This is a genomic window from Dokdonella fugitiva (genome assembly GCF_004342425.1).
Classification (GTDB): domain Bacteria; phylum Pseudomonadota; class Gammaproteobacteria; order Xanthomonadales; family Rhodanobacteraceae; genus Dokdonella_A; species Dokdonella_A fugitiva.
Map to the genome: position 1 here is coordinate 108,601 of NZ_SLWQ01000008.1, position 21,279 is coordinate 129,879.

Annotated in this window: 20 protein-coding genes; 7 read left to right on the forward strand and 13 right to left on the reverse strand. The window is 69.8% G+C overall.

Features of this window, described 5'->3' with window-relative positions:
* Nucleotides 1-2: 2 nt before the first annotated feature.
* Nucleotides 3-1,364, reverse strand: a complete 1,362-nt coding sequence (glmM, locus tag EV148_RS14320; RefSeq protein WP_131999437.1) for a phosphoglucosamine mutase — start codon at nt 1,362-1,364, stop codon at nt 3-5.
* Between the two features lie 136 nt (nt 1,365-1,500).
* Nucleotides 1,501-2,025, reverse strand: a complete 525-nt coding sequence (dksA, locus tag EV148_RS19155) for an RNA polymerase-binding protein DksA (protein WP_425479872.1) — start codon at nt 2,023-2,025, stop codon at nt 1,501-1,503.
* Here dksA and EV148_RS19160 point away from each other — a divergent pair.
* The 4 genes from EV148_RS19160 (at nt 2,012) to EV148_RS14340 (ending at nt 5,103) form a co-directional block, all read left to right on the forward strand.
* Nucleotides 2,012-2,464: a hypothetical protein gene (locus EV148_RS19160; protein ID WP_425479873.1), complete on the forward strand. Its 453-nt coding sequence runs from the start codon at nt 2,012-2,014 to the stop codon at nt 2,462-2,464. The two genes, dksA and EV148_RS19160, sit on opposite strands and share 14 nt — an antisense overlap.
* 98 nt (nt 2,465-2,562) lie before the next feature.
* The gene (gene yidD / locus EV148_RS14330; protein ID WP_131999441.1) at nt 2,563-2,835 is read left to right on the forward strand and encodes a membrane protein insertion efficiency factor YidD; all 273 of its coding nucleotides are present in this window, start codon (nt 2,563-2,565) and stop codon (nt 2,833-2,835) included.
* Complete coding sequence (locus tag EV148_RS14335; RefSeq protein WP_131999615.1) at nt 2,828-4,162, forward strand: dihydroorotase; 1,335 nt, start codon at nt 2,828-2,830, stop codon at nt 4,160-4,162. Before yidD ends, EV148_RS14335 begins: the two co-directional genes overlap by 8 nt.
* A gap of 110 nt (nt 4,163-4,272) precedes the next feature.
* The gene (locus EV148_RS14340) at nt 4,273-5,103 is read left to right on the forward strand and encodes a M23 family metallopeptidase (RefSeq protein ID WP_131999443.1); all 831 of its coding nucleotides are present in this window, start codon (nt 4,273-4,275) and stop codon (nt 5,101-5,103) included.
* Nucleotides 5,104-5,226: 123 nt separating this feature from the next.
* Here the strand turns inward: EV148_RS14340 and EV148_RS14345 are convergent, their stop codons facing one another.
* Both EV148_RS14345 and EV148_RS14350 read right to left on the reverse strand, forming a co-directional pair.
* A complete protein-coding gene (locus EV148_RS14345; protein ID WP_199222792.1) occupies nt 5,227-6,057 on the reverse strand; it encodes a DUF2182 domain-containing protein in 831 nt (276 codons plus the stop codon).
* Nucleotides 6,045-6,845: a DUF899 domain-containing protein gene (locus tag EV148_RS14350; RefSeq protein ID WP_131999445.1), complete on the reverse strand. Its 801-nt coding sequence runs from the start codon at nt 6,843-6,845 to the stop codon at nt 6,045-6,047. Before EV148_RS14350 ends, EV148_RS14345 begins: the two co-directional genes overlap by 13 nt.
* Before the next feature lie 103 nt (nt 6,846-6,948).
* On the opposite strand from EV148_RS14350, the gene EV148_RS14355 reads away from it, so the two are divergent.
* From EV148_RS14355 to EV148_RS14365, 3 genes are all read left to right on the forward strand, one after another.
* Nucleotides 6,949-8,169: a MarR family transcriptional regulator gene (locus EV148_RS14355; RefSeq protein WP_131999447.1), complete on the forward strand. Its 1,221-nt coding sequence runs from the start codon at nt 6,949-6,951 to the stop codon at nt 8,167-8,169.
* Between the two features lie 90 nt (nt 8,170-8,259).
* The gene (locus tag EV148_RS14360) at nt 8,260-8,898 is read left to right on the forward strand and encodes a Vgb family protein (protein ID WP_131999449.1); all 639 of its coding nucleotides are present in this window, start codon (nt 8,260-8,262) and stop codon (nt 8,896-8,898) included.
* A 165-nt stretch (nt 8,899-9,063) separates the two neighbouring features.
* Nucleotides 9,064-10,467: a hypothetical protein gene (locus EV148_RS14365; protein WP_131999451.1), complete on the forward strand. Its 1,404-nt coding sequence runs from the start codon at nt 9,064-9,066 to the stop codon at nt 10,465-10,467.
* A gap of 195 nt (nt 10,468-10,662) precedes the next feature.
* Here EV148_RS14365 and EV148_RS14370 read toward each other — a convergent pair whose 3' ends face one another.
* From EV148_RS14370 to rsfS, 9 genes are all read right to left on the reverse strand, one after another.
* Nucleotides 10,663-11,178 (reverse strand): HIT family protein, encoded by a 516-nt coding sequence (locus EV148_RS14370; protein WP_131999453.1) that lies wholly within the window; start codon nt 11,176-11,178, stop codon nt 10,663-10,665.
* A gap of 164 nt (nt 11,179-11,342) precedes the next feature.
* On the reverse strand, nt 11,343-13,283 hold the full coding sequence (locus tag EV148_RS14375; RefSeq protein WP_158287481.1) for a M61 family metallopeptidase: 1,941 nt from the start codon (nt 13,281-13,283) through the stop codon (nt 11,343-11,345).
* 123 nt (nt 13,284-13,406) lie between these two features.
* Nucleotides 13,407-14,228 (reverse strand): alpha/beta fold hydrolase, encoded by an 822-nt coding sequence (locus EV148_RS14380; protein WP_131999457.1) that lies wholly within the window; start codon nt 14,226-14,228, stop codon nt 13,407-13,409.
* Nucleotides 14,229-14,288: 60 nt separating this feature from the next.
* Complete coding sequence (locus EV148_RS14385) at nt 14,289-14,900, reverse strand: hydrolase (RefSeq protein WP_131999459.1); 612 nt, start codon at nt 14,898-14,900, stop codon at nt 14,289-14,291.
* Complete coding sequence (locus EV148_RS14390; protein WP_131999461.1) at nt 14,897-16,255, reverse strand: alpha/beta fold hydrolase; 1,359 nt, start codon at nt 16,253-16,255, stop codon at nt 14,897-14,899. Before EV148_RS14390 ends, EV148_RS14385 begins: the two co-directional genes overlap by 4 nt.
* A gap of 151 nt (nt 16,256-16,406) precedes the next feature.
* Complete coding sequence (locus tag EV148_RS14395) at nt 16,407-19,415, reverse strand: sensor histidine kinase (protein WP_241988110.1); 3,009 nt, start codon at nt 19,413-19,415, stop codon at nt 16,407-16,409.
* Nucleotides 19,416-19,519: 104 nt separating this feature from the next.
* Nucleotides 19,520-20,134 carry a response regulator gene (locus EV148_RS14400; protein ID WP_277871161.1) on the reverse strand — a complete coding sequence of 205 codons (615 nt, stop codon included), beginning with the start codon at nt 20,132-20,134 and terminating at the stop codon, nt 19,520-19,522.
* Nucleotides 20,135-20,185: 51 nt separating this feature from the next.
* On the reverse strand, nt 20,186-20,656 hold the full coding sequence (gene rlmH / locus EV148_RS14405) for a 23S rRNA (pseudouridine(1915)-N(3))-methyltransferase RlmH (RefSeq protein ID WP_131999467.1): 471 nt from the start codon (nt 20,654-20,656) through the stop codon (nt 20,186-20,188).
* An 83-nt stretch (nt 20,657-20,739) separates the two neighbouring features.
* Entirely contained in the window at nt 20,740-21,096 is a 357-nt protein-coding gene (rsfS, locus tag EV148_RS14410) for a ribosome silencing factor (protein ID WP_131999469.1), read from the reverse strand.
* Nucleotides 21,097-21,279 lie beyond the last annotated feature (183 nt).

Genomic DNA, 21,279 nt, shown 5'->3' on the forward strand with positions numbered 1-21,279 from the left:
CGTCAGGCCGTCGTCGTCGTGGATGCCGCGGATTTTACGGCGTCGGCGAGCTCGGCGGCGAGCCGCTCGACGAGGCCGGCGTCGCCGGCCTCGACCGTCACGCGCACGAGCGGTTCGGTGCCGGACGGGCGCAGCACGACGCGCCCCTGCCCTTCGAGCTCGGCGCGCACGCGCTCGTACGCCGCCTGCACGCCCGCATCGGCGACGAGCGCCGCGGCGCCGCCGCTCACGCGCACGTTCACCGTCGTCTGCGCGACCTTGCGCATGCCGGCGACCGCCTCGTCGAGGCTGCGGCCGCTGCGGCGGAGCACGTCGAGCACCTGCAGCGCACTGACGATCGCGTCGCCGCTGCTCGCGCGGTCGAGCGTGAGGATGTGGCCGGACGTCTCGCCGCCGAGCACGCCCTGGTGCTGCTTGAGCTGCTGCAGCACGTAGCGGTCGCCGACGTTGGCACGGATGAACGGCACGCCGAGTTCATTCATCGCGCGTTCGAGCCCGTAGTTGCTCATGAGCGTGCCGACCAGCGGGCCCCGCAGGCGCCCGCTCGCGTGCCAGTCGGCGGCGAGGACGTACAGGAGCTGGTCACCGTCGACGAGCGCACCGTGGCGATCGACCATCTGCACGCGATCGCCGTCGCCGTCGAAGGCGATGCCGAGATCGGCGCCGCTCGCGACCACCGCGCGCTGCAGCGCTTCCGGATGGGTCGACCCGACGTCGCGGTTGATGTTGAGGCCGTCGGGTTGCGCACCGATCGCGGTGACCTTCGCGCCGAGTTCGCTGAACACGGTGGGCGCGATCTGGTACGTCGCGCCGTGCGCGCAGTCGAGCACGATCGCGAGGCCGCGCAGGTTCAGCGTCGGCGGCACCGTGCCCTTGCAGAATTCGGCGTAGCGCACCACCGCGTCGCGCACGCGCACGACCTTGCCGATGGATTCGGAGGCGACCGTCGTGAACGGTGCGTCGAGCTCAGCTTCGATCGCGGCCTCGACGTCGTCGTCGAGCTTCTCGCCTTCGGCCGAGAAGAACTTGATGCCGTTGTCGTGGTGCGGGTTGTGCGAGGCGCTGATCACGATGCCCGCGCTCGCGCGCAGCGAACGCGTGAGGTAGGCGACCGCGGGCGTGGGCATGGGCCCGAGCAGGCTCACGCCCGCGCCGGCCGCGACGAGGCCGGCCTCGAGCGCCGACTCGAACATGTAGCCGGACACGCGCGTGTCCTTGCCGATGACGACATTGACCGCCTGCCCGCGCGCGGCGAGCACGCTGCCGACCGCGCGGCCGAGCTTGAGCATGAACTCGGCCGTGATCGGCCACTCGCCGACGCGGCCGCGGATGCCGTCGGTGCCGAAGTAGCGGCGGGTACTCACGGGAATGGGGAGTGGGGAATGGGGAACGGCAGAGGCGATCGGACCAGCGTGCCGGAACTCCCGCGCGAGACAGTCGGTGTGCGCCGGACAGCATGCATTCTCGATTCCCTATTCCCCATTCCCCTATTCCCTGCGCTCAGTCGCCCATCTGCTTCTGGCGATGCTCCCAGCGCTCCTGCGCATCGAGGCTGAGCGTGGCGATCGGGCGCGCTTCGAGGCGCTCGATGCCGATTTCCTCATCGGTCTCCTCGCAGTAGCCGTAGCGGCCTTCCTCGATGCGCTTGAGCGCCTTGTCGATCTTCGCGATGAGCTTGCGGTAGCGGTCGCGCGTGCGCAGCTCGAGCGAGTTCTCGGTCTCGCGCGTCGCGCGCTCGGCTTCGTCGCCGACGTCGCGCACTTCGTCGCGCAGGCTCTCGATCGTCTGCCGGCTCTCCTCGACGAGCTCCTCGCGCCACTTCGACAGCTTGTTGCGGAAATACTGCAACTGTCGCGGCCCCATGTACTCCTCCTTCGGCGACGGCTTGTAACCGTTCGGGAGGTCGATGGTCACGGTGGTCGGCAGCGCGTAGCGGCCGTCCTGCATGGTGACGCCGTTGTCGACGGCGTTGGCCTCGGCCTTCTTGCTGCTCTTTGCGGCGGTTTGCGGCTTGCTGGTAGTCACGAAATTCCTGGGGTTCTCGGCGGCATTGCTGCTCGCGGTCTTCGGTTTCGATGCGGCCACGGCCGGCGCGGGTTTGGACGGTTTGGCCACCGGCGCCGGCTTCGCTGCCGGCTTCGCGGCCGGCTTCGCGGCCGGTTTGGCTGCCGGCCTGGCAGGTTTGGCGGCCGGTTTCGCCTTCGCGGGCGGCGCGGCCTTCTTCGCCGGCACGGGCTTCTTCGCAGCAGCCTTGCCGACCGGCTTGGCGGCCGGCTTGCGCGCCGGCGCGGCCTTGGCGACCGGCTTGGCCGCCTTTTTCGGTGCTGCCGCTTTCGCCTTCGCCACCGGCTTGGCGGGAACCTTGCGTGACGCCGCCGCACCCTTGCGCGCGACGGGTTTCGCCGCCTTGGTGCTCTTGCGCGGATCTGCTTTGCTCTTCGCCATTCCTAAGCCTACCTTGTGACTCGGCGGTCGCGTGTTATAGCCTAAGTCCTACCCCCCGGCAACCGCCGAAAATCCGTGCCGTGGCGTGCGATTGCGCGCGCCTTCCGGTGCGCGCCCATGTCCCGCCCCGCGATCATCCTGCTGCGTTGTTACAAGCGTTGGTTGAGCCCGTTGCTCGGCACGCGCTGCCGCTTCCATCCGAGTTGCTCGGATTACGCGCGCGTGGCGATCGCGCGCTTCGGCACGCTGCGTGGCGGCTGGCTCGCCTTTTGCCGCATCATCCGCTGCCAGCCCCTGTGCCGCGGCGGTTCCGACCCGGTGCCGCTGGAATTCCGCTTCTGGCCGCGACGCCCCCCGCACGAACAGGATCATGAGCATGAGCATGACTGACTGGCTGATCACCAACGCCGAACTCGTCAACGAAGGCCGCCGCTTCCATGCCGACGTGCGCATCGCCGGCGGCCGCATCGAGCAGATCGGCGGCCGCCTCGCGGCACGCGCGGGCGAGCGCGTGTTCGACGCGAACGGCCGCTGGCTGCTGCCCGGCATGATCGACGACCAGGTCCACTTCCGCGAGCCGGGGCTCACGCACAAGGCCGACATCGCTTCCGAATCGCGCGCCTGCGTCGCCGGCGGCATCACGAGCTTCATGGAGATGCCGAACACCAAGCCACCGGCGACCGACCGCGCCGCGCTCGAGGCGAAATACGCACGCGCGGCCGAGGTGTCACGCGTGAACTACGCGTTCTACCTCGGCGCGACCAACGACAACCTCGACGAGATCCGCGCGCTCGACCCGAAGTCCGCGCCCGGCCTCAAGGTGTTCATGGGCGCATCGACCGGCAACATGCTCGTCGACGACCCGGCCACGCTCGATGCGATCTTCCGCGACTGCCCGGTGCCGATCATCACGCACTGCGAGGACACACCGACGATCACCGCCAACGAAGAGGCGGCGAAGGCACGCTGGGGCGACGACATCCCGGTCGCGCAGCATCCGCTGATCCGCTCGCGCGAGGCGTGCATCAAGTCCACCCGGCTCGCGCTCTCGCTCGCGAGGAAGCACGGCACGCGCCTGCACGTGCTGCACATCTCCACCGCGGACGAATGCGCGCTGTTCGAGCCCGGCCCGGTCGCCGGCAAGCGCATCACCGCGGAAACCTGCGTGCATTTCCTGCATTTTTGCGACGCCGACTACGCGCGCCTCGGCACGCTGATCAAGTGCAACCCCGCGGTGAAGACCGCGCAGGACCGCGAGGCGATCACGCGTGCGCTCGCCGAAGGCCGCATCGACGTGCTCGCCACCGACCACGCACCGCACCTCGTGACCGAAAAATCGAACCAGTACCCGCGTGCGCCGTCCGGTCTGCCGCTCGTGCAGTACGCGCTGCAGTGCGCGATCGAGCGCGTGTTCGACGGCGTGCTCACGCTCGAGCGCGTGGTCGATGCGGCGATGCATGCGCCGGCGACCTTGTTCGACGTGAAGGAACGCGGCTTCCTGCGCGAAGGGTTCCATGCCGACCTCGTGCTGGTCGATCCCGCCAGGCCGCACACCGTGACGGCAGCCGAAGTGCTGTCGAAATGTTCGTGGACGCCGTTCGAAGGCCATACGTTCCGCTCGAGCATCGCCGCGACCTGGGTCAATGGCCGGCTCGCGTGGCACGAAGGCCGGCTCGACGACGACGTGCGCGGCATGCGCCTGGAGTTCGCGCGGTGACGCACGCCGCAGCCGCAAATGCTCCCGTCGTTCCCCGGGGGAACGGCTTCAGCCGCGACGCTTTCGCCGGGCGGAATGAAGAGCATCGCGGCTTCCGCCGCTCCCGCACGATGATGGCGTCGGCCACGCGCGCCGCGGTGCTCCTCGCCGCCGCCGTCCTCGCGCACGTCGCCGGTGCGGCTCCCTTTCCCGACCAGGTTTCGCAAGGCGCGCTCGTGCGCGCGACCGTCAATCCGCATGCGAAGGTACGCGTCGCCGGCCATGTGCTGCGCGTGGGCCCGCGCGGCGGGATCGTATTCGGCGTCGGACGCGACGAGCAGGGGCCCGTCACGATCGAGGTCACCGAACGCGACGGCCAGCGCGAGCGCATCGCCATCCCGGTGACGCCACGCGACTGGCCGATCGAGCGCATCGAAGGCGTGCCGCCAAAGACGGTCGAGCCACCACCGGAGATCGCCGCGCGCATCCAGCGCGAACAGGCGCGGGTGGTCGCCGCGCGCCGGCGCGACGATGCGCGCGAGGACTACGCGCAAGCGTTCACGTGGCCCGTCGAAGGACGCATCAGCGGCCGCTTCGGCAACCAGCGCGTCTACGTCGTCGACGGCAAGGACGTGCCCAAGTCGCCGCATTCGGGCATGGACATCGCCGTGCCGCAAGGCACGCCGGTGAAAGCGCCCGCCGCCGGCGTCGTCACCTTCGCCGACCCCGACCTCTATCTCACCGGCGGCACCGTCCTGATCGACCACGGCCACGGCGTGAGCTCGAACTTCCTGCACCTCTCGCGCATCGACGTGAAGGTCGGCCAGCGCATCGCGCAAGGCGACGTCATCGGCGCCGCCGGCATGACCGGCCGTGCGACCGGACCGCACGTGCACTGGGGCATGAACTGGTTCGACGTGCGCGTCGACCCGCTGCTCCTGCTGGAGCCGCACGAGCCCTGAGCCGGAGGCTCGCCCGAACCGCAGCGCGACGCCCCGCTTCCGTTCGCGGTAGCCCGACATGACCGGTCGCACGCAGGGTGCGCTCCCATCTGCCGCGGCATGGTGCCCGTACCGGGCTACGCCTCAGCGCAGCGCTTGCACGAGCAGCCCCGCGCCGACGCCGACAAGCGCGATGCCCACGCCCTTTCGGGCCTGCGCCGCGCACGGCGCGAGCCGCTCGGCCGTGATCGCCGCGGTCACGAGTAGCATCGCCCGCAGATCCATCAGCCCGAACACGAGCAGCACCGCGGTGAGGTTCGCACACGCGGCATTGCAATGGAGCCCGAGTCGCACGCCGCTGCGCCAGGCATCGAGCACGCGCACGACGCAATCGTCCGGCGTGAACGCAGCCGTGCACCACGCGAGGTGACGCTGCTTCCATCCGCTGAACTGTGCCACGCCGGCGAGCAGCACCACGGCGCCGCCCACGACGGGCATCGCGCCCGACCACGCGGGACGCCGCAACAGCGCGGCGCCCGCGGCGTCGCCGAGCACGCCCAATGCGATGCCGACGAGCAGCCACGTCGCGAAGTAGCCCGCGGCAGCGACCGCGACGCGGCGATCCGCATGGCGCACGCGTGCGCAATCGAGCATCGAACGGTAGCGCCACAGCGTCGGCGCGAGCGACGGCAGCATCATCGCGACCATCATCGCGAGCCACATCACGGCGAACGCGTGCACGGCGCCGGGCACGCCCTGCCCGCACATCGGCATCGCCGCCGTCGACAGCGCCCAGCCGCCCGGCATCGGCTGGGCCTGCGCGGCCATCGCCGCGCAGCCCAGCACCGTCACCGCGACGGCCGCCGCGAACAGCAGTGCGATGCCGGCGGCGAACCGCATTCCGGCGCGACCGGGATGCGCGCACTGCGGTGCATCCCGGTCGGCGCCGGCGATCGCGCGCGTCAGCCGCAGCACGTCGCCGCCTGCGCCGGAGCGGGCGCGCCATACGCGTCGCGATGGCGCCACCACATGCCCGACTCGTTGCGTCCCTTCGGCGCACGGTCGAGCCACTGGTACGCACCCCAGAGGCCATCGAGGCCGCGCGCGTAGGTCGAATACGTGTGATACACGACGCCATCCTCGAGCACGAACGCGCTCATGCCCGGGCGTTCGCGCGTGAACGTCGCGGCATCGGTGCCGGTCGACGCGGCCACCTGCCCGACCACGCCGCCCTCGCCACGCGCCGACGGCGGCAGCGGCGCTTCGCGCCGCCAGTTGTACTCGATGCCGCCATCGCGTTGTTGCTGCTCGGTGAACAGCACGCCGAAGTCGGCGTTGAAATCACTACCGGACGACGACGCCCACGGAAAGCGCCAGCCCATGCGGCGCTTGAACGCCTGCAACTTCGCCAGCGGTGCGCGCGACACCGCCCACAGCATCGTGTCGTGGTGCGCGAGATGCACCGCGAAACCGTCGAAGCCGTCGGCGATCATCGAACACGACGGGCAACCCACGTCGTAGTCGGGGCCGAACATGAAGTGATAGGCGAGCAATTGCGAACGCCCCTCGAACAGCGCGGCGAGCGGCACCTTGCCCGCGTCGGTTTCGAGCGTGTACGCCTTGTCGAGGCGCACCCACGGCAGCGCCTGGCGCCGTAGCGCGAGTTCGTCGCTGCGGCGCGTGTGTTCCTTCTCGGCGGCGAGCAGGTCGAGGCGTGCGGCGAGCCACTGTTCGCGCGTGCCGATCGTGTGCATCGGGCTCATGGTCCATCTCCTCCATTCCGGCTCGCCACGACGGCTGCCGTTCGTGCGGTAGATTGGACGCGGCGACGGCGAGGCAGGGAGTGACAATCGTGGCGGGATTCGGATGGATTCGCTGATCACGGCGGCGGCGCGCTCGCTCGCGTCCGGTGATCCACTCGGCGCGCTCAAGCGCGTCGCGCTGCGCGATGATGCGCACGCGCTCGCGCTGCGCGGCCTCGCGCTCGCGCAGCTCGGCGATTTCCCGCGGGCGAAGGCGCTGCTGCGCGCGGCGCACCGCGCATTCGGGCCGCGCGAAGCGGTCGCGCGGGCGCGCTGCGTCGTCGCCGAAGCGGAGATCGCACTCGTCTCGCGTGATCTCGGCGGCGACACGAAGACGCTCGACGTCGCGCGTGCGGTGCTCGAGCGCCACGGCGACCGCGCCAACGCCGCGCACGCGCATCATCTGGCGATCCGCCGCCTCGTCCTGCTCGGTCGCGTCGACGAAGCGGAACGCCGCCTCGACGCCGTCGATTCCGACGCGCTCACGCCGGCGCTGCGCGCGGCCCACGAACACGTCGTCGCCGGCATCGCGTTGCGGTGCGTGCGCACCGGGGTAGCGCGCGCGGCGCTCGCGCGCGCGGCGGCCGCGGCGCGCGAGGCGCGCATCGCTGCGCTCGTGGCCGAGATCGACGCGACCGCGCGCCTGCTCGACGAACCCGCCGCGCGCCTCGTCGCGAACGGCAACGAACGCGTCCTGCGGCTCGCCGAAGTCGAGGCGCTGCAGGCGTCGGACGCCTTCGTCGTCGACGCCTGCCGCCACGTCGTGCGCGCAGCACCGACCCGCGTGCCGCTCGCGACGCGGCCGGTGCTGTTCGCGCTCGCACGCGAACTCGCTCAAGCCTGGCCCGGCGACGTCGCACGGACCGCGCTGATCGAACGCGTGTTCCGCACGCGCCATGGCGACGAGTCGCACCGCGCACGCTTGCGCGTCGAGATCGGGCGGTTGCGCGCGGCACTGCGCGGCCTCGCCGACATCACGGCGACGAAGGGCGGTTTCGCGCTCGTGCCGTCGCGCGCTCGCGCCGTCGTGGTGCTGCTGCCGCCGCTCGACCTCGCGCACGCGGACGTGCTCGCCCTGCTCGCCGACGGCGAGGCCTGGTCGAGCTCGGCGCTCGCGCTCGCACTCGGCGTGAGCGCGCGCACCGTGCAACGCGCGCTCGATACGCTCGCTGCCGATCGCCATGTGCAACCGGTCGGCCACGGCCGCGCGCGGCGCTGGATGACGCCGCCGGTACCGGGATTCCCGACACTGTTGTTACTCACGGCGGCGCCTGGCGGCGACTAGCATCCATCCGCATCGCTCGCTTGGCGTGTGGGCTCGCTTCGTGAATGGCGACAGGTACGGTTTTCCAGCAACCCCCATCCGGAGATGAACATGAAGAAGGCGCGGGCCGAAGTCATCCGCGAGTACGGACCCTTCCCCGGCGTAAAGAACGTCGGCGGCGTCAGCTACGACGGCGAGCGTGTCTGGCTCGCCGGCGGCGGGCAGCTGCGCGCATTCGATCCCGCCAGTGGCGAAACGGTGCGCTCGATCGACGTCGCCGCCCATGCGGGCACCGCGTTCGACGGGCGCCATCTCTACCAGATCGCCGAAGCGGTGATCCGCAAGATCGACCCGCACAGCGGCGACGTGCTCGCGACGATCCCGGCGCCCGCCGGCGGCGGCGACTCCGGGCTTGCCTGGGCCGAAGGCTCGCTCTGGGTCGGCGACTACCGCGGGCGGCGCATCCACCAGATCGACCCGGATACCGGCGCCGTGCTGCGCACGATCGAATCGAACCGCTTCGTCACCGGCGTCACCTGGGTCGACGGCGACCTCTGGCATGCGACCTGGGAGGGCGATGAAAGCGAGCTGCGCCATCTGGACGCCGCCACCGGAGAAGTCGTGGAAAGCCTCGCGCTGCCGCCCGGCGTGCTCGTCTCCGGGCTGGAGTACGACGGCAACGACCGCTTCTACTGCGGCGGCGGCGACAGCGGCAAGGTGCGCGCGGTGCGCCGCCTGAAGCCGCGCTGATCCGCCAGCACGCGGCGCCACCGCGCGCGCACGCGGCGACGCAGCGACCCGCGCGCGCGTCCTCATGCAGAACGCATCGGATCGTGATCGAACGCGCATGCGCGCGCATGGTCGCACGCGCACGCTCGAGGCTCGTCGATCCGATGCCTGAACGGAGATGCGAACGTGCTGCGACCCTTGCTTCCCTACGCCGCCGTACTGGCGACGAGCTTCACCCTCCCCTGCTTCGCCGCCGATGGCGACCCCGACCCCGGCTTCGGCAGCGGCGGCGTCTCCTACGTCGCCGTCGACGACGTCGCCGCGCGCGAAATCTATCCGCGCGAATCGATCGCGTTACCCGACGGCAAACTGCTGTTCGCCGGCGCGCGCAACAAGATCATCCCGCCCGCGCCGTTCTTCGAGCCGCAGATCCGCGGCATGCTGCTGCGCCTCAATGCGGACGGCAGCCCCGACGCCGGTTTCGGCAACACCGCCATCCCCGGACTCGTCGAGCTGCCCGATCTCGCGGCGGGCCAGCGCATGCAGGGGATCGAGTCGATCGCGCGCTTTGCCGACGGCTCCTATGTCGCGGTCGGCACCGCGATGGTCAACGGCCCGCTGATGGGTTACGTCGTCAAGCTCACCGCGAGCGGCGATCTCGACGGCAGCTTCGGTGGCGGCGGCATCGTGCTGCTGCCGTCGCATTACCTGCATGTGGTCAGGCTCGACAGCCAGCAGCGCGTCGTCGTCGGCGGCGAACATTTCGACGGCGGCACGTTCGTCTCGACGAGCACGATCGTGCGCTTCGACGGCACCGGCGCGTACGACGCCACGTTCGGCGACGCGGGCGTCGCCCCGATCGCGTGGACGGACGCCGCCTCGTCCGGCTACGTGCACGACCTTGCGATCGTCGAGGGCGACAAGATCGTCGTCGGTGGCGGCTTCGAGGCGAACGGATCGGGCCTCGGCACCGACTATGCGCTCGCGCGCCTCGACGCGGATGGCAGTTTCGACACGTCCTTCGCATCGGTCGGCTGGCGCGTGTTCCACGATCCGTCCGAGACGTCGATCGTCAACGCGGTCGAGCGCCTCGCGCCACTCGCCGACGGCCGCATCGCGTTCGCGGGCTACCACAACACCGGCGAGAACATCACGGGGCTCGTACTCGGCCGCGTCGCCACCGATGGTTCCACCGATGCCACCTTCGGCGACATCGCCAACCCCGGCTACTTCAAGCCATCGATCCTGCCCGCCGCGGAGACCGCGAACGTGACCGGCCTGGTCATGCAGTCCGATGGCAAGCTCGTCGCGTCGGTCGCCTACTACACGAGCGGCAAGGAGAACTTCTTCGCCGTACGCAGCACCGCCGACGGTGCGCTCGACACCCATTTCGCAGCGGCCGGCATCTACGACGCCGACCTCGCGCCCGACGGCCCGTACAGCGAGATCGGCACGCTGTTGCTGCAGCCCGACGGCAACATCGTCGCCGGCGGGCGTGCGCAACGGACGAGTGCGTCGCCACTCGTCGACTTCGCCGCGACGCGCCTGCTGGTGACTGCCGACGTCATCTTTGCCGACGGGTTCGATTGATTGCGCGAGGGCGACGCTGCGCCGCGATGCTTGGTCTGAGGGCTGAGGGCTGAAGAGCATCGCGGGTTCCGTCGCTCCCACACACGCGCGGCGCACGCACGTGCAGGAGCGCACCCCGCGCGCGACCGTCGCGCCTCGGAGCAGCGCCGTGCGAGGGAGAGCATCGCGGTTTCAGCCGCGACGCTGCTCGAGGCATTACTCGGGCAGGTGCGCGCGGATCAGCGCTGCGGTCTGCGCCATCTGCGCAGCGGAAACGCGGACCCGCTCGCGGCGCGCCGCGTCGCCGCCCGGATCGTGCGCCGTGCCGCGTTCGCGTCCGGCGCCGTCGAACGTCGCGAGTTGCGGCGGGCCGATGCCCCAGTCGCTGCCCTTCTGGCGCGGTACGACGTGGAAATGGAAATGCGGCGTCTCCTGCCCGCTGTAGACGCCGTTGTTCTGGAACGTGAGGATGCCGAGTGGCTGGTACGCATGCGCGAGCGCATGTGCGACACGCTGGGCGTGGAGCATGATGGCCACGCATTCATCGCGCGAAAGATCGAGCAAGGTCGCGACGTGCCGGCGCGTGATGACGCAGCACTGGCCGGTTTCGAACTGCCATGGATTGAGCACGGTCAGCGTGTGCTCGCCTTCGTCGATGACGGCCCATCGTTCTTCGCGGCCAGCCATGCCTTCGCAGAGGTCGCATGGGTCCCGCACCGGAAGTTCGATCACGTGCCATCCCCGATATGCCCGTGGTTCGGCGAACCCCGGGCCACCACGTCGTCATTCCCGCGAAAGCGGGAATCCATTCTGCTCTCCACGGCACCGTAGCGACCGAGCATGCACCGGGTAGGATGCGTACGCACGCCGCTCCGGTCAACCGCGGGCCGGCGAACTCATCTCGATGCCAGATCGGCATCGCCGCTACGCCTTGCCAGCAGCGCCGACAATGTCTCGGGCGCACCCGGGATGCGTTCGAGATGCGGATATCGATGTCCCGTCCTCGCGTCGATGTCGGCAGCGAACTCGCCGCCGTCGAAGGTGATGCCCATGCGCAACCGCATACGCGATGCGATCGCCTGGTCGAGCGCTTCCGGCGTGAACGGCGCGCCGTCGATGGTCTTCACGCGTGCGCCGGGGACGATCCCTGCGGCGAAGGCGGCGCCGTTCCAGGCGACGGATTTCACCTGGCCCGAGGGCGTGATCGTGAGGCCGATCGACCAGGTGAGGTCGCGCACGCCGTCGGCCGCTTCGGCGAGGCGGAAATACGCGCTCGGCGTATCGCGAAACACGAGGCGCCAGCCATGCGCGGCGAGGCCGTCGAGCACGCCCTCGTCATCGTGCGCATCGAGCTTGCGGTGCAGGATCGCCGACCAGTCCGCCGCGCAGAGGCCGTCGAGTGTGGCGACGACGTCGCGTTCGGTGTAGGTGCGGTATCGCTCGCCGTGTTCGCGGTTCGCGGCGCTGAAGAACGCAGCGGCGAAATCGTCGATGCCTTTCGCGCCGTCACTGCAGCGGCGCAGGCGTGCGTCGATGTCGAGCCAGAACAGCACGCCTTCGACGTAGTAGTCCTCGCGTCGCTGCCAGTCGCGCCAGTCGGCGCGACCGCTCTGGATCAACGGGTCGTTGCTGCTGTCGGCGAGCGATTTCCAGCGGCGGCCTGCGCGTGAGTGCACGACGGCGGCGTCGAGTGCGAGTGCGTCGAGCGTCTGCTGCACGCTGCGCAGGCCCGCACGCGCGGCGACGATGCGCGACCAGAACTCGGTCTGTCCCTCGTAGAGCCAGAGCAGCGTGCCCGTGGCCGGCTCGTTCGGCGTCGCCGTCGCCATGTCGGCGGGAACGCGCCAGAGGCCGTTCCAGGCGTGGATGAATTCGTGCGGGATCACGTCGATCCACGGTACCGCAGCGTCGCGGTGCGCGAGGAAATCCGTCGGCAGGAACACTTCGCCGGAGTCCGCATGCTCGATGCCGCCGGGGCCCGGCAGGCGATCGTCGAGCCCGAACAGGAAGTCGTAATGCGCGAACGGCGACGGGCCGAACAGCGCGCCGACTTCGTCGACGACCGCGCGCAGCGGCCGGTCGAGCTCGGCCGCGCGTTCGACCGACGCGGCGTCCACGGCGATCCACTGCGCGCGGACGGGCGCGGCGCCGCCGGCGATCGCGCGCGTCTGCACATGGCGCGACGCGAATACCGGAGAGTCGATCAGGCGATCGAGCGACACGGGCGCGAACCGCACGGCCGAACCCTCGCGCCCGCCTTGCAGCGTCGTCGCCGCCGACATGCCTTCGGGCAGCGTGATCGTTGCCTGCACCGGGATCTGCCGTGCGGGCCAGCCGTCCGGATAGACCAGCACGCGGTTCCACGACAGCCCGATGAAACCGTCGAACACGGTCGCCGAAGCCTCGTGGCCGAGCGGCGCGAGGTACTGGAAGCGCGCCTCGAGTTCCTTCGCGCCGGCCGGCACGTCGATCTCGAACGCATGCACGCGCGCAGGATCGCGCCGCCACGTCAGCGCCACGCCGTCGGCGCTGACCGCGAGCCCGGCGAGGCGATGCGCGGAGATCGATGGCGCATGGCTCGCGGCGTCCCATTGGGGATAGAACAGCACGGTCCTTCCGGCATGCTGCACGGGCATGCGCTCGCGCACCGCGACGATGCGCCGACGCATGTCGGTGAGGTCGACATCGAGCGCGATCGTGCCGCGGAAGGCGGCCGCAGGCGCGGCCTGCGCGGGCGAACGATTGCGCGTCGCGGCACACGCGGCGGTGGCGGCGAACGCCACTGCGACGAGGACGTGCGCGATCGCGCGTGGGGTATCGCGGAAAAATGCAGGCATGGACACATCCGGTCGCGAAGGCTGTCGACCGGATGCTACGCGAGGCGCCGCGGTCATGTGCACCGGCGCAGGCCTCGCCAGGGAAGCTCGCCTGCGGGGCTTCCCTGGCGGCGCGCGGTGGCTTCAGCCCTTGATGAACTCGAGCAGGTCCGCGTTGACGCGCTCCTTGAGCGTCGTGCACATGCCGTGCGGGGCGCCCTTGTACAACTTCAGGGTGGCGTTCCTGATGATCCTGGCGGACAGCACGGCGGAGTCGGCGTACGGCACGATCTGGTCGTCGTCGCCGTGCAATATCAACGTCGGCACGTCGACCTTCTTCAGGTCCTCCGTCAGGTCGGTCTCCGAAAACGCCTTGATGCAGAAGTACGAAGCGGGGAATCCGGCCATCATGCCCTGGCGCCAGAAGGATTCGCGCACGCCCTCCGAGGCCTTCGTGCCTGGACGGTTGTAACCGTAGAATGGAATGCTCAGGTCCTTCCAGAATTGCGAGCGATCGGCCAACACGTTCGCGCGGATCTGGTCGAAGACCTCGATCGGCAGGCCGCCGGGATTGGATCCGGACCTCACCATCACGGGCGGGATCGCGCCGATCAGCACGGCCTTCGCCACGCGCTGCGTGCCGTGGCGGGCCATGTAGCGCACGACTTCGCCGCCGCCGGTCGAATGCCCGACGTGGATTACCTTGTCGAGATCGAGTGCGTTCACGAGCTCGGCGAGATCGTCGGCGTAGGTATCCAGATCGTTGCCGTCCCAGGGCTGCGACGAGCGGCCGTGCCCGCGGCGATCATGGGCGATGCAGCGGTAACCATGCGAGGCGAGGAAGAACATCTGGTCCTCGAACGCGTCGGCGCTGAGCGGCCAGCCATGGCTGAAGACGATGGGCTGCCCCGCCCCCCAATCCTTGTAGTAGATCCGCGTGCCGTCGTTGGTGGTGATCGTGTTCATGGGTGCTCCGTCGTGCGAATGCGTGGAAGGTCGTGGCCGCATGGCCGCTGTCGCCACGTCTCAGTGGCCTTCAACCGCGAACAGGATGTCGGCGAAACCGGCCGTGGTCGCTGCCCGATTCCAGTCGCGCTGCAGCTCGCAGATGAGCTGCACCCAGCCGATCGGCTTGGCGCCGGCCTGGACCAGCCGCTGCACGGCAAGTGCATGCGCTTCCGGCGATGTCCCGCCGACGCAGTCGATCACCGCGTGCACGTCGAAGCCGTCCCGCAATGCATCGAGCGCCGGGTGCACGAGGCACACTTCCGTCCAGAGCGCGGCCATGACGAGCTTGCGGCGGTCCGTAGCCTTCACCGCGCGCACGAAGTCCTCGTCTTCCCAGGCATTGATCGACGTGCGATCGATCGGCTGGACATCCGCCAGCACGTCGGTGATCTGGTGGATGGTCGGCTGGTTGCGTCCGGTGCCCACGTTGACCGTGGAGAGCACCACCGGCAATCCGTACAGCTTGCCGATGCGCGCGAGTGCCGTGATGTTCGCGACGAGCTCGCGCTTGGAACGCGACTGGATCGATGCGACCTGCACGGGCTGGAAATCGATGATCACGAGCGCGGCGTTCTGCGGCGTGAGGAGATGGTCGGCGACGGGGTCGCGGATGGCCTTGTACGACGTCATGGCTGCGCCTCCCCGGCGATCGCGGCGACATCCCTGGAGTAGCGCGTATCGGTCGGTCCGACGCCGGTGATGTAGACGACGGTCGGCAGGTCGCCGGTGTAGGCGAAATGCGCCTGCCCCGCGGGCTCGGTGTAGAAGCTGCCCGGACCCAGCGTCCGCGCGGTCGCCGCGCCGGCCTGGTCGCCATAACCGAAATGCCATTCGCCGGAAACGACGAGCGCGGTCCGATCGTCGCGGTGGCTGTGCGCGGCGATGCGCTGGTGCGGCGGAACGCGGATCTCGATGGCATAGGGACCCGCGCCTGCAGGATCGCCGGACAGCACGGTGGTCTGGATGCCCTCGAGCCCGGAGGTGCCGGCCCCGGCGCCGCCGCGGGCATGGCGTTCCACCTCGTCGGCCGTCAGTCGCGTCGGCGCGAGTGGCGCCGTCGCATCGAGGAATGCGCGGATCGCGGCGACGGTCGCCGCGGGTTGTTCCTCCATGAGCCAGTGGCCGGCACCGCTGATCACCGCCTGGCGTACGTCGTCCGCGGCGAAACGCATCACGAACGCCATCGTCGCGCCGAACGAATGATCGCCACCGACGGCCAGCAGCGGCATCTGCAGGCGCCCGTTCGCCAATGCCGCGCGATTGTCGATCGCGTCCTGGTCGAACGCGGCGAACTGGCGGAAGCCGGCGTGCATGCGGCCCGGCTGCGCGTACAGCGTTGCGTAGTGGCGACGCGCCGCCTCGGGGAAGTGCGCCGGATCGGCCGAGAATTCGTTCCAGAAGCGATCGAGGTAGATGCGCTCGCGCCCGGCCACCAGGCGCTCCATGTCGGGACCGCCGAAGCGGAAGTGCCACAGCAGCGGATTCTTCAGGATCTCGTCCCACGGGCCCACGCCGGGCACGGGCGCATCCATCACCACGAGGCGCGCGGTGCGTCCCGGATGACTCATCGCGAACGCGAACGCGACCATGTTGCCGATGTCGTGCGCGACGACATCGGCGCGATCGACATGCAAGGCGTCCATCACGCCGGCGATGTCCTCGGCCTGGTTCTTCTTGCCGAAGCCGTCCAGCGCGGTCGCGGAGAGCCCCATGCCGCGCAGATCCGGTACCAGCACGGTGTGGTCGCGCGCGAGTTCCGCGGCGAGCGGCGCCCACATGTCGCCGGTTTCGCCATAGCCGTGCAGCAGCACGACCGCCGGGCCCGAGCCGCCGACGCGCACATGCAGGGTCGTTCCATTGCTGGCGATGTCCTGCGTGCGAAAGCCGGCGGGAAACTCGAACGTACCCGCCCATGAAGGTGCGGCGGACGCGACGACCGCGCCGACGAGCCAAATGAATCCACACAGCGAATTGCGAATGCCCATGACGCCTGCTCCTCTGGCCAGTGACGTGCGCTGCGCGCGAAGCGGAACGTCGCGCGAAGCTCGTCGCAGAGGGTAGGAAGACGGCCGCGACGGCGCGCCCTGCATCGCAAGGAGTGGCGACCTGCAGTTTTCTACAGGGACGCGCGGTGCATCACTCGTGACGGGCGTCGCGACCCCGAAGGCGCCGCCACCTGCCGCGCAGGCCGCGCGGTCGCGCGCCGCTGCCGCGGTAGGCCGCCGCAGCGGGAACGACGAGCGTCACCTCGGTTCCCACCGCCGCCGCGCGCTCGATCCGCAGCTGCGCGCCGATCCGCGCCGCGCGTTCGCGCATGCCTTCGACGCCGAAATGGCCCGGGCGGCTCACCGGATCGAAGCCGATGCCGTCGTCGCGCACGACGATGCGCAGGTCGCCCGGATAGGCGAGGCCGACGTCGAGCTGCGTGCCCCGCGAATGCGCGCACGCGTTGCGGATGGCTTCATAGCCGATGCGATAGATCTCGTCGCGCACGATCGGGTGCATCTCCCGTGGCGCGCCCAGCACCTCGAAGCGCAATTGCATGCCTGCGCGCGCGCAGCATTCGTCGGCGGCGCGACGCAGGCTCGCGGCGAGGTCGTTGGTCTGCGTCGTCGAAGCACGCAGCGTGTGCAGCGCCTCGCGCCCTTCCCTCACGGCAGCACCGAGCCACTCCGACAGGCGCCCCATCGCGTGTGCCATGCGCTCCTTGTCGTCGACGTGGTCGAGGGCATCGTCAGCGACCATCTTGCTGCTCTGGATCGTCTGCAGCAGCGTGTCGTGCAGTTCGCGCGCGAGGCGCGTGCGCTCGGCGAGGCGTTCGTCGAAACGCGCCTTGAGCGCGGTGGCGACCCGGCGCACGCGCATGCGATAGAGCGCCGCGAGGATGGCCATGCCGGCCAGCACGCCGAGCAGTCGCACCTGCGGCATCTGGTGCCACGTCGCATCGACGCGCAACGACAGCGGTTCGGCCTCGGTCCACGACACGCCATCGCTGCTCGCGGCGACACGAAACCGGTACGTCGCCGGCGGCAGGTCGCTGTAGAACGCCTGGCGCCGCGCGCCGGCCTCGTTCCAGTCGTCGTCGCGCCCTTCGAGCCGATAGCGGAAGCGCGCACGCTGCGGCACGCCGAGGCCCGCCGCGGTGTAGTCGATCCGCACCTCGCGCGGATTGGGCGGAAGCGCGATATCCAGGCCGCTGCCGAAATCGCGTCGATCGGCGCCCGTGTTCTCTATCAGCACCTGCATGGCGGGCGCCGGGGTGCGCCGGAGTTCCGCCGGATCGAGCATTTGCAGGTTCACCGAATTGCCGAGCCAGAGCCTGCCGTCCGGCGCGAGCGACAACGCGCGAAACGCGGGCCGGCCGACGCGGACGCCGTCGAGCGCATCGAGGACGCGCGGCGTCACGACGGTGCTGCCGTCCGCCCACCAGCGATCGAGGTCGGCTGCCGCGATGCGCAGCAGGCCGCACTCGGTGAATACCCACAGATCGCCGGCGTCGTCGAACGCCAGTTCCGTGGAGAACTCGCACGGCAGGCCGTTCTGCGCACCGAGCACGCGCTGCCTGCCGTCATGCCAGCCGAATACGCCGGCATCGGTGGCGAACAGCAAGGCGCCGCTGCCACTCGTGACGGCCTGGCGCATGCGATGGGCCTTGCGTGCGAGCGTGAACCGGTCGACCGTGCCGTCGTGGAAATGCGCGAGCGCGCCGTCCGCGGAAGCGGCCCATACGCCGGCGATCCGGTCCGCCGTGAGCGTGGCGGCGCCGACCGCGAATTCCTCCTGCACGCGGCGGTCGCGGATGCGCACGAGCTTCTTCTGGAAGCGCGCCCAGACATTTCCCTGCCGATCCTCGGCGAGCGACGCGATCGGTCCCATCGGTTGGCCATCCGCCGCATTCACGGGCGTGAAGCGACCGTCGTCGAACACGGTCAGGCCGGCGTCGATGCCGATCCATACCTGGCCCACGTGGTCTTCGAGCATCGACGTCACCTGGTGTCCGGGCAGGCCCGCGCCGGCCTTGTACGACGTGAACACGCCGTGGTCGAGGATGTCGAGTGCATTGCTGGAGCCGGCCCATACACGCCCGTCACGCGTGGCGAGGACCGAGTCGGCTTCATCGGAACTGCGCCCTTCGCGCTTGGAGAACGTCGACACCGGCAGGTCGCGGAAGCGGTCGACACCCTCCGAGGTCGATACCCACAGGTCGCCGGCGGCGTCTTCGAAAAACCAGTAGATGCAATCGCTGGACAATCCATCCACCGCGCGGATGTGATCCACCTTGTCGCCGCGAATGCGATAGATGCCGTCGTCCAGCGTGCCGACCCAGAGCACGCCGGCGCGATCCGCGAACAAGGCCTGTACGGAGACCTCCGAACCCCGCAACGGTACCTCCACGGGCTTGACGGCATCGCCCTCCACCCGCTGCAGGCCGAGTCCTTGCCCGCGCGCGTCGACGCCGACCCATGGCGTGCCGCCGGCCATGGCGAAGACGATGCGGCCCGGTGTCGCGGCTTCGATCTTCGCCGGGACGGGCAAGACCTGCGCTTGCGTTCCCTTCCGCCAGCGCGCGACCGACCATTCGGTCGCGAACCAGAACGCGCCTGCGGCGTCCTCGTACAACGAGCCGGCGCCGACTTCGCCATGGCTGAAAACGATGCCGTCCTCGCGCGCGAAACACCGCGCGGAATCCGCCTCGACGGAACACAACGACAGGTGCCGCGAACCGTCGCGGTTTCCCTCGATCGTGGCCCATATCGTCCCGCTACGGTCTTCGAGCAGCGAGCTCGGTGCACCCATGCCGGGAATGGTCGTGAGCACATTGCCGTGCCAGTGGCTGAGTCCCTGCGTGCTGGCGATCCACAAGCTGCCATCGCGCACTCCGTGCAGCGCCGTGATGAACTTCGCCGGCAACGGCGTGGTGGAGAGGCGATCGAGCGGGGTGAAGCGCACGCCGTCGAAACGCAGCACGCCCGCCTGCGTTCCGATCCACAGGTAACCGTCGCGGGTCTGCGCGATCGGGTAGGCCGGGGCCGGCAGCTCGCCATCGCGCAGGCGCCAGGCCACATGGCCGTACTGGGACAACAGGCGCTCGGGGTCGAGTGCCCACGCGTTCGATGAAGGCGTGAGTTGCGCGACGGCGAGCATCACCACCAGGCTTGCGGCGCGACACGCGCGTTCCCGGCCCCGGAATCTTCGCCCACGTGTCCGATCCATCCGATGGCTCCGTACGTATGGCGACCGAGGCACGCCTACAGTTCGATGAGTCCGCGCTTGAGCGCGATGACGACCGCGTGCGTGCGATCGTTCGCCTGCAGCTTGTCGAGCAGGTTCCGGATGTGGAAGTTGATCGTGGTTTCGGAAATGGCGAGGCGATCGGCGATCTGCTTGTTGCGCAAGCCGCCGCCGATCAGCTGCAACACTTCGAATTCGCGCGGAGTCAGGTCGTCGTCGCCGAGGTGCTCCGCCAGCCGCGCGGCCACCTCCGCGGGGACGCGCTTCTTGCCGTCGTGCACGCAGCGGATGATTTCGAGCAATTCGTTCCTCGGCATGCTCTTGAGCACGTACGCCGCGGCGCCGGCGCGCAACGCGCGCTGGATCTCGCCGTCGGAGTCCGACGTGGTGAGCATGATGATGCGTGCATCGGGGAATTCACCCCTGATGGCGACCAGCGCATCGATGCCGTTGACGCCCGGCAGGCGCACGTCCATCAGCGTCACGTCCGGTCGGTGGGTGCGATAGCCGGCGATCGCTTCGGCCGCGTTCGCGGCCTGCGCAACGATGCGCATGTCCGGCAGCGCGTCGATGATCATGGCGAGGCCTTCCCGGAAAACGGGGTGGTCCTCGACGCTCAGGATGTGGATCACTGACGTACGCCCCTGCAACGCGCGGCGCGCCGGAACCGGCGTACGTTACCATTACGCGCGGTGGTACGGATGCCCCGCGCTGATCGACACCGCGCGATACAACTGCTCGACGACGACGAGTCGCACGAGCATGTGCGGCAGGGTGAGCGGGCCGAGCGACCAGGCCTGGTTCGCGCGCGCGAGCACGTCGGCGGCGTGGCCGTCGGGACCGCCGATGAGCAGGGCGAGGTCGCGGCCATGCATGCGCCAGGCGTCGAGTTGCTGCGCGAGCTGTTCGCTCGTCCACGGCTTGCCGCGACCGTCGAGGGCGACCACGTGCGCGTCCTTCGGCAGCGCGGCGAGCACGGCGGCGCCTTCGTCGGCGATCGCGCGCGCGGGGTCGCGGCCCTTGCCGCGGTTGCCGAGCTCGATCTCGACGAGTTCGAGCGGCAGGTCACGCGAAAGGCGCTTGCGGTATTCCGCGACGCCGTCGGCGACCCAGGCGGGCATGCGTTCGCCGACGGAGATGAGGCGGGCTTTCATCGCTGGACGAAGGCGTGTGGCCGTTGGCGGTGGAGCATCGCGGCCGAAGCCGCTCCTGCACAGTGATGATGCCCCTGCCAGGATCAGCCCGCGAGCATTTCCGGTTGGCTGTCGCCGACGGTCCACAGTCGCTCGAGGCCGTAGAACTCGCGCGTGCGCGGCAGCATCACGTGCACGATCACGTCGCCGAGGTCGACCAGCACCCATTCGGCTTCGCGCTGGCCTTCGACGCCGATCGGCGGGTTGCCGGCCTGCTTGGCCTTCTTCACGACTTCGTCGGCAATCGACTTCACATGGCGCGACGAGGTGCCGCTCGCGATCACGAGCAGGTCGGTGACGCCGCTCTTGCCGCGCACGTCGATTTCGGCGATGTCCTTCGCCTTGAGGTCGTCGAGCGCATCGAGCACGACCTTGCGCAGGCGCGCGGCCGCATCGAGCACCTTGGCGACTTTCGGCTTCGCCGCCTTGCCCGGGCCCGCCTTGGCGGCGGCTTTCGCGCTCGGCAGCCGGGGCGTTGCAGCCCGTTTCGTCGCAGCGGCCTTCTTCGGCGGCGACTTCTTCGCGGGAGCCTTCTTTGCCGGGCCCTTGGTGGCGGGCGCCTTCTTCGCCGGCGACTTCGTCGC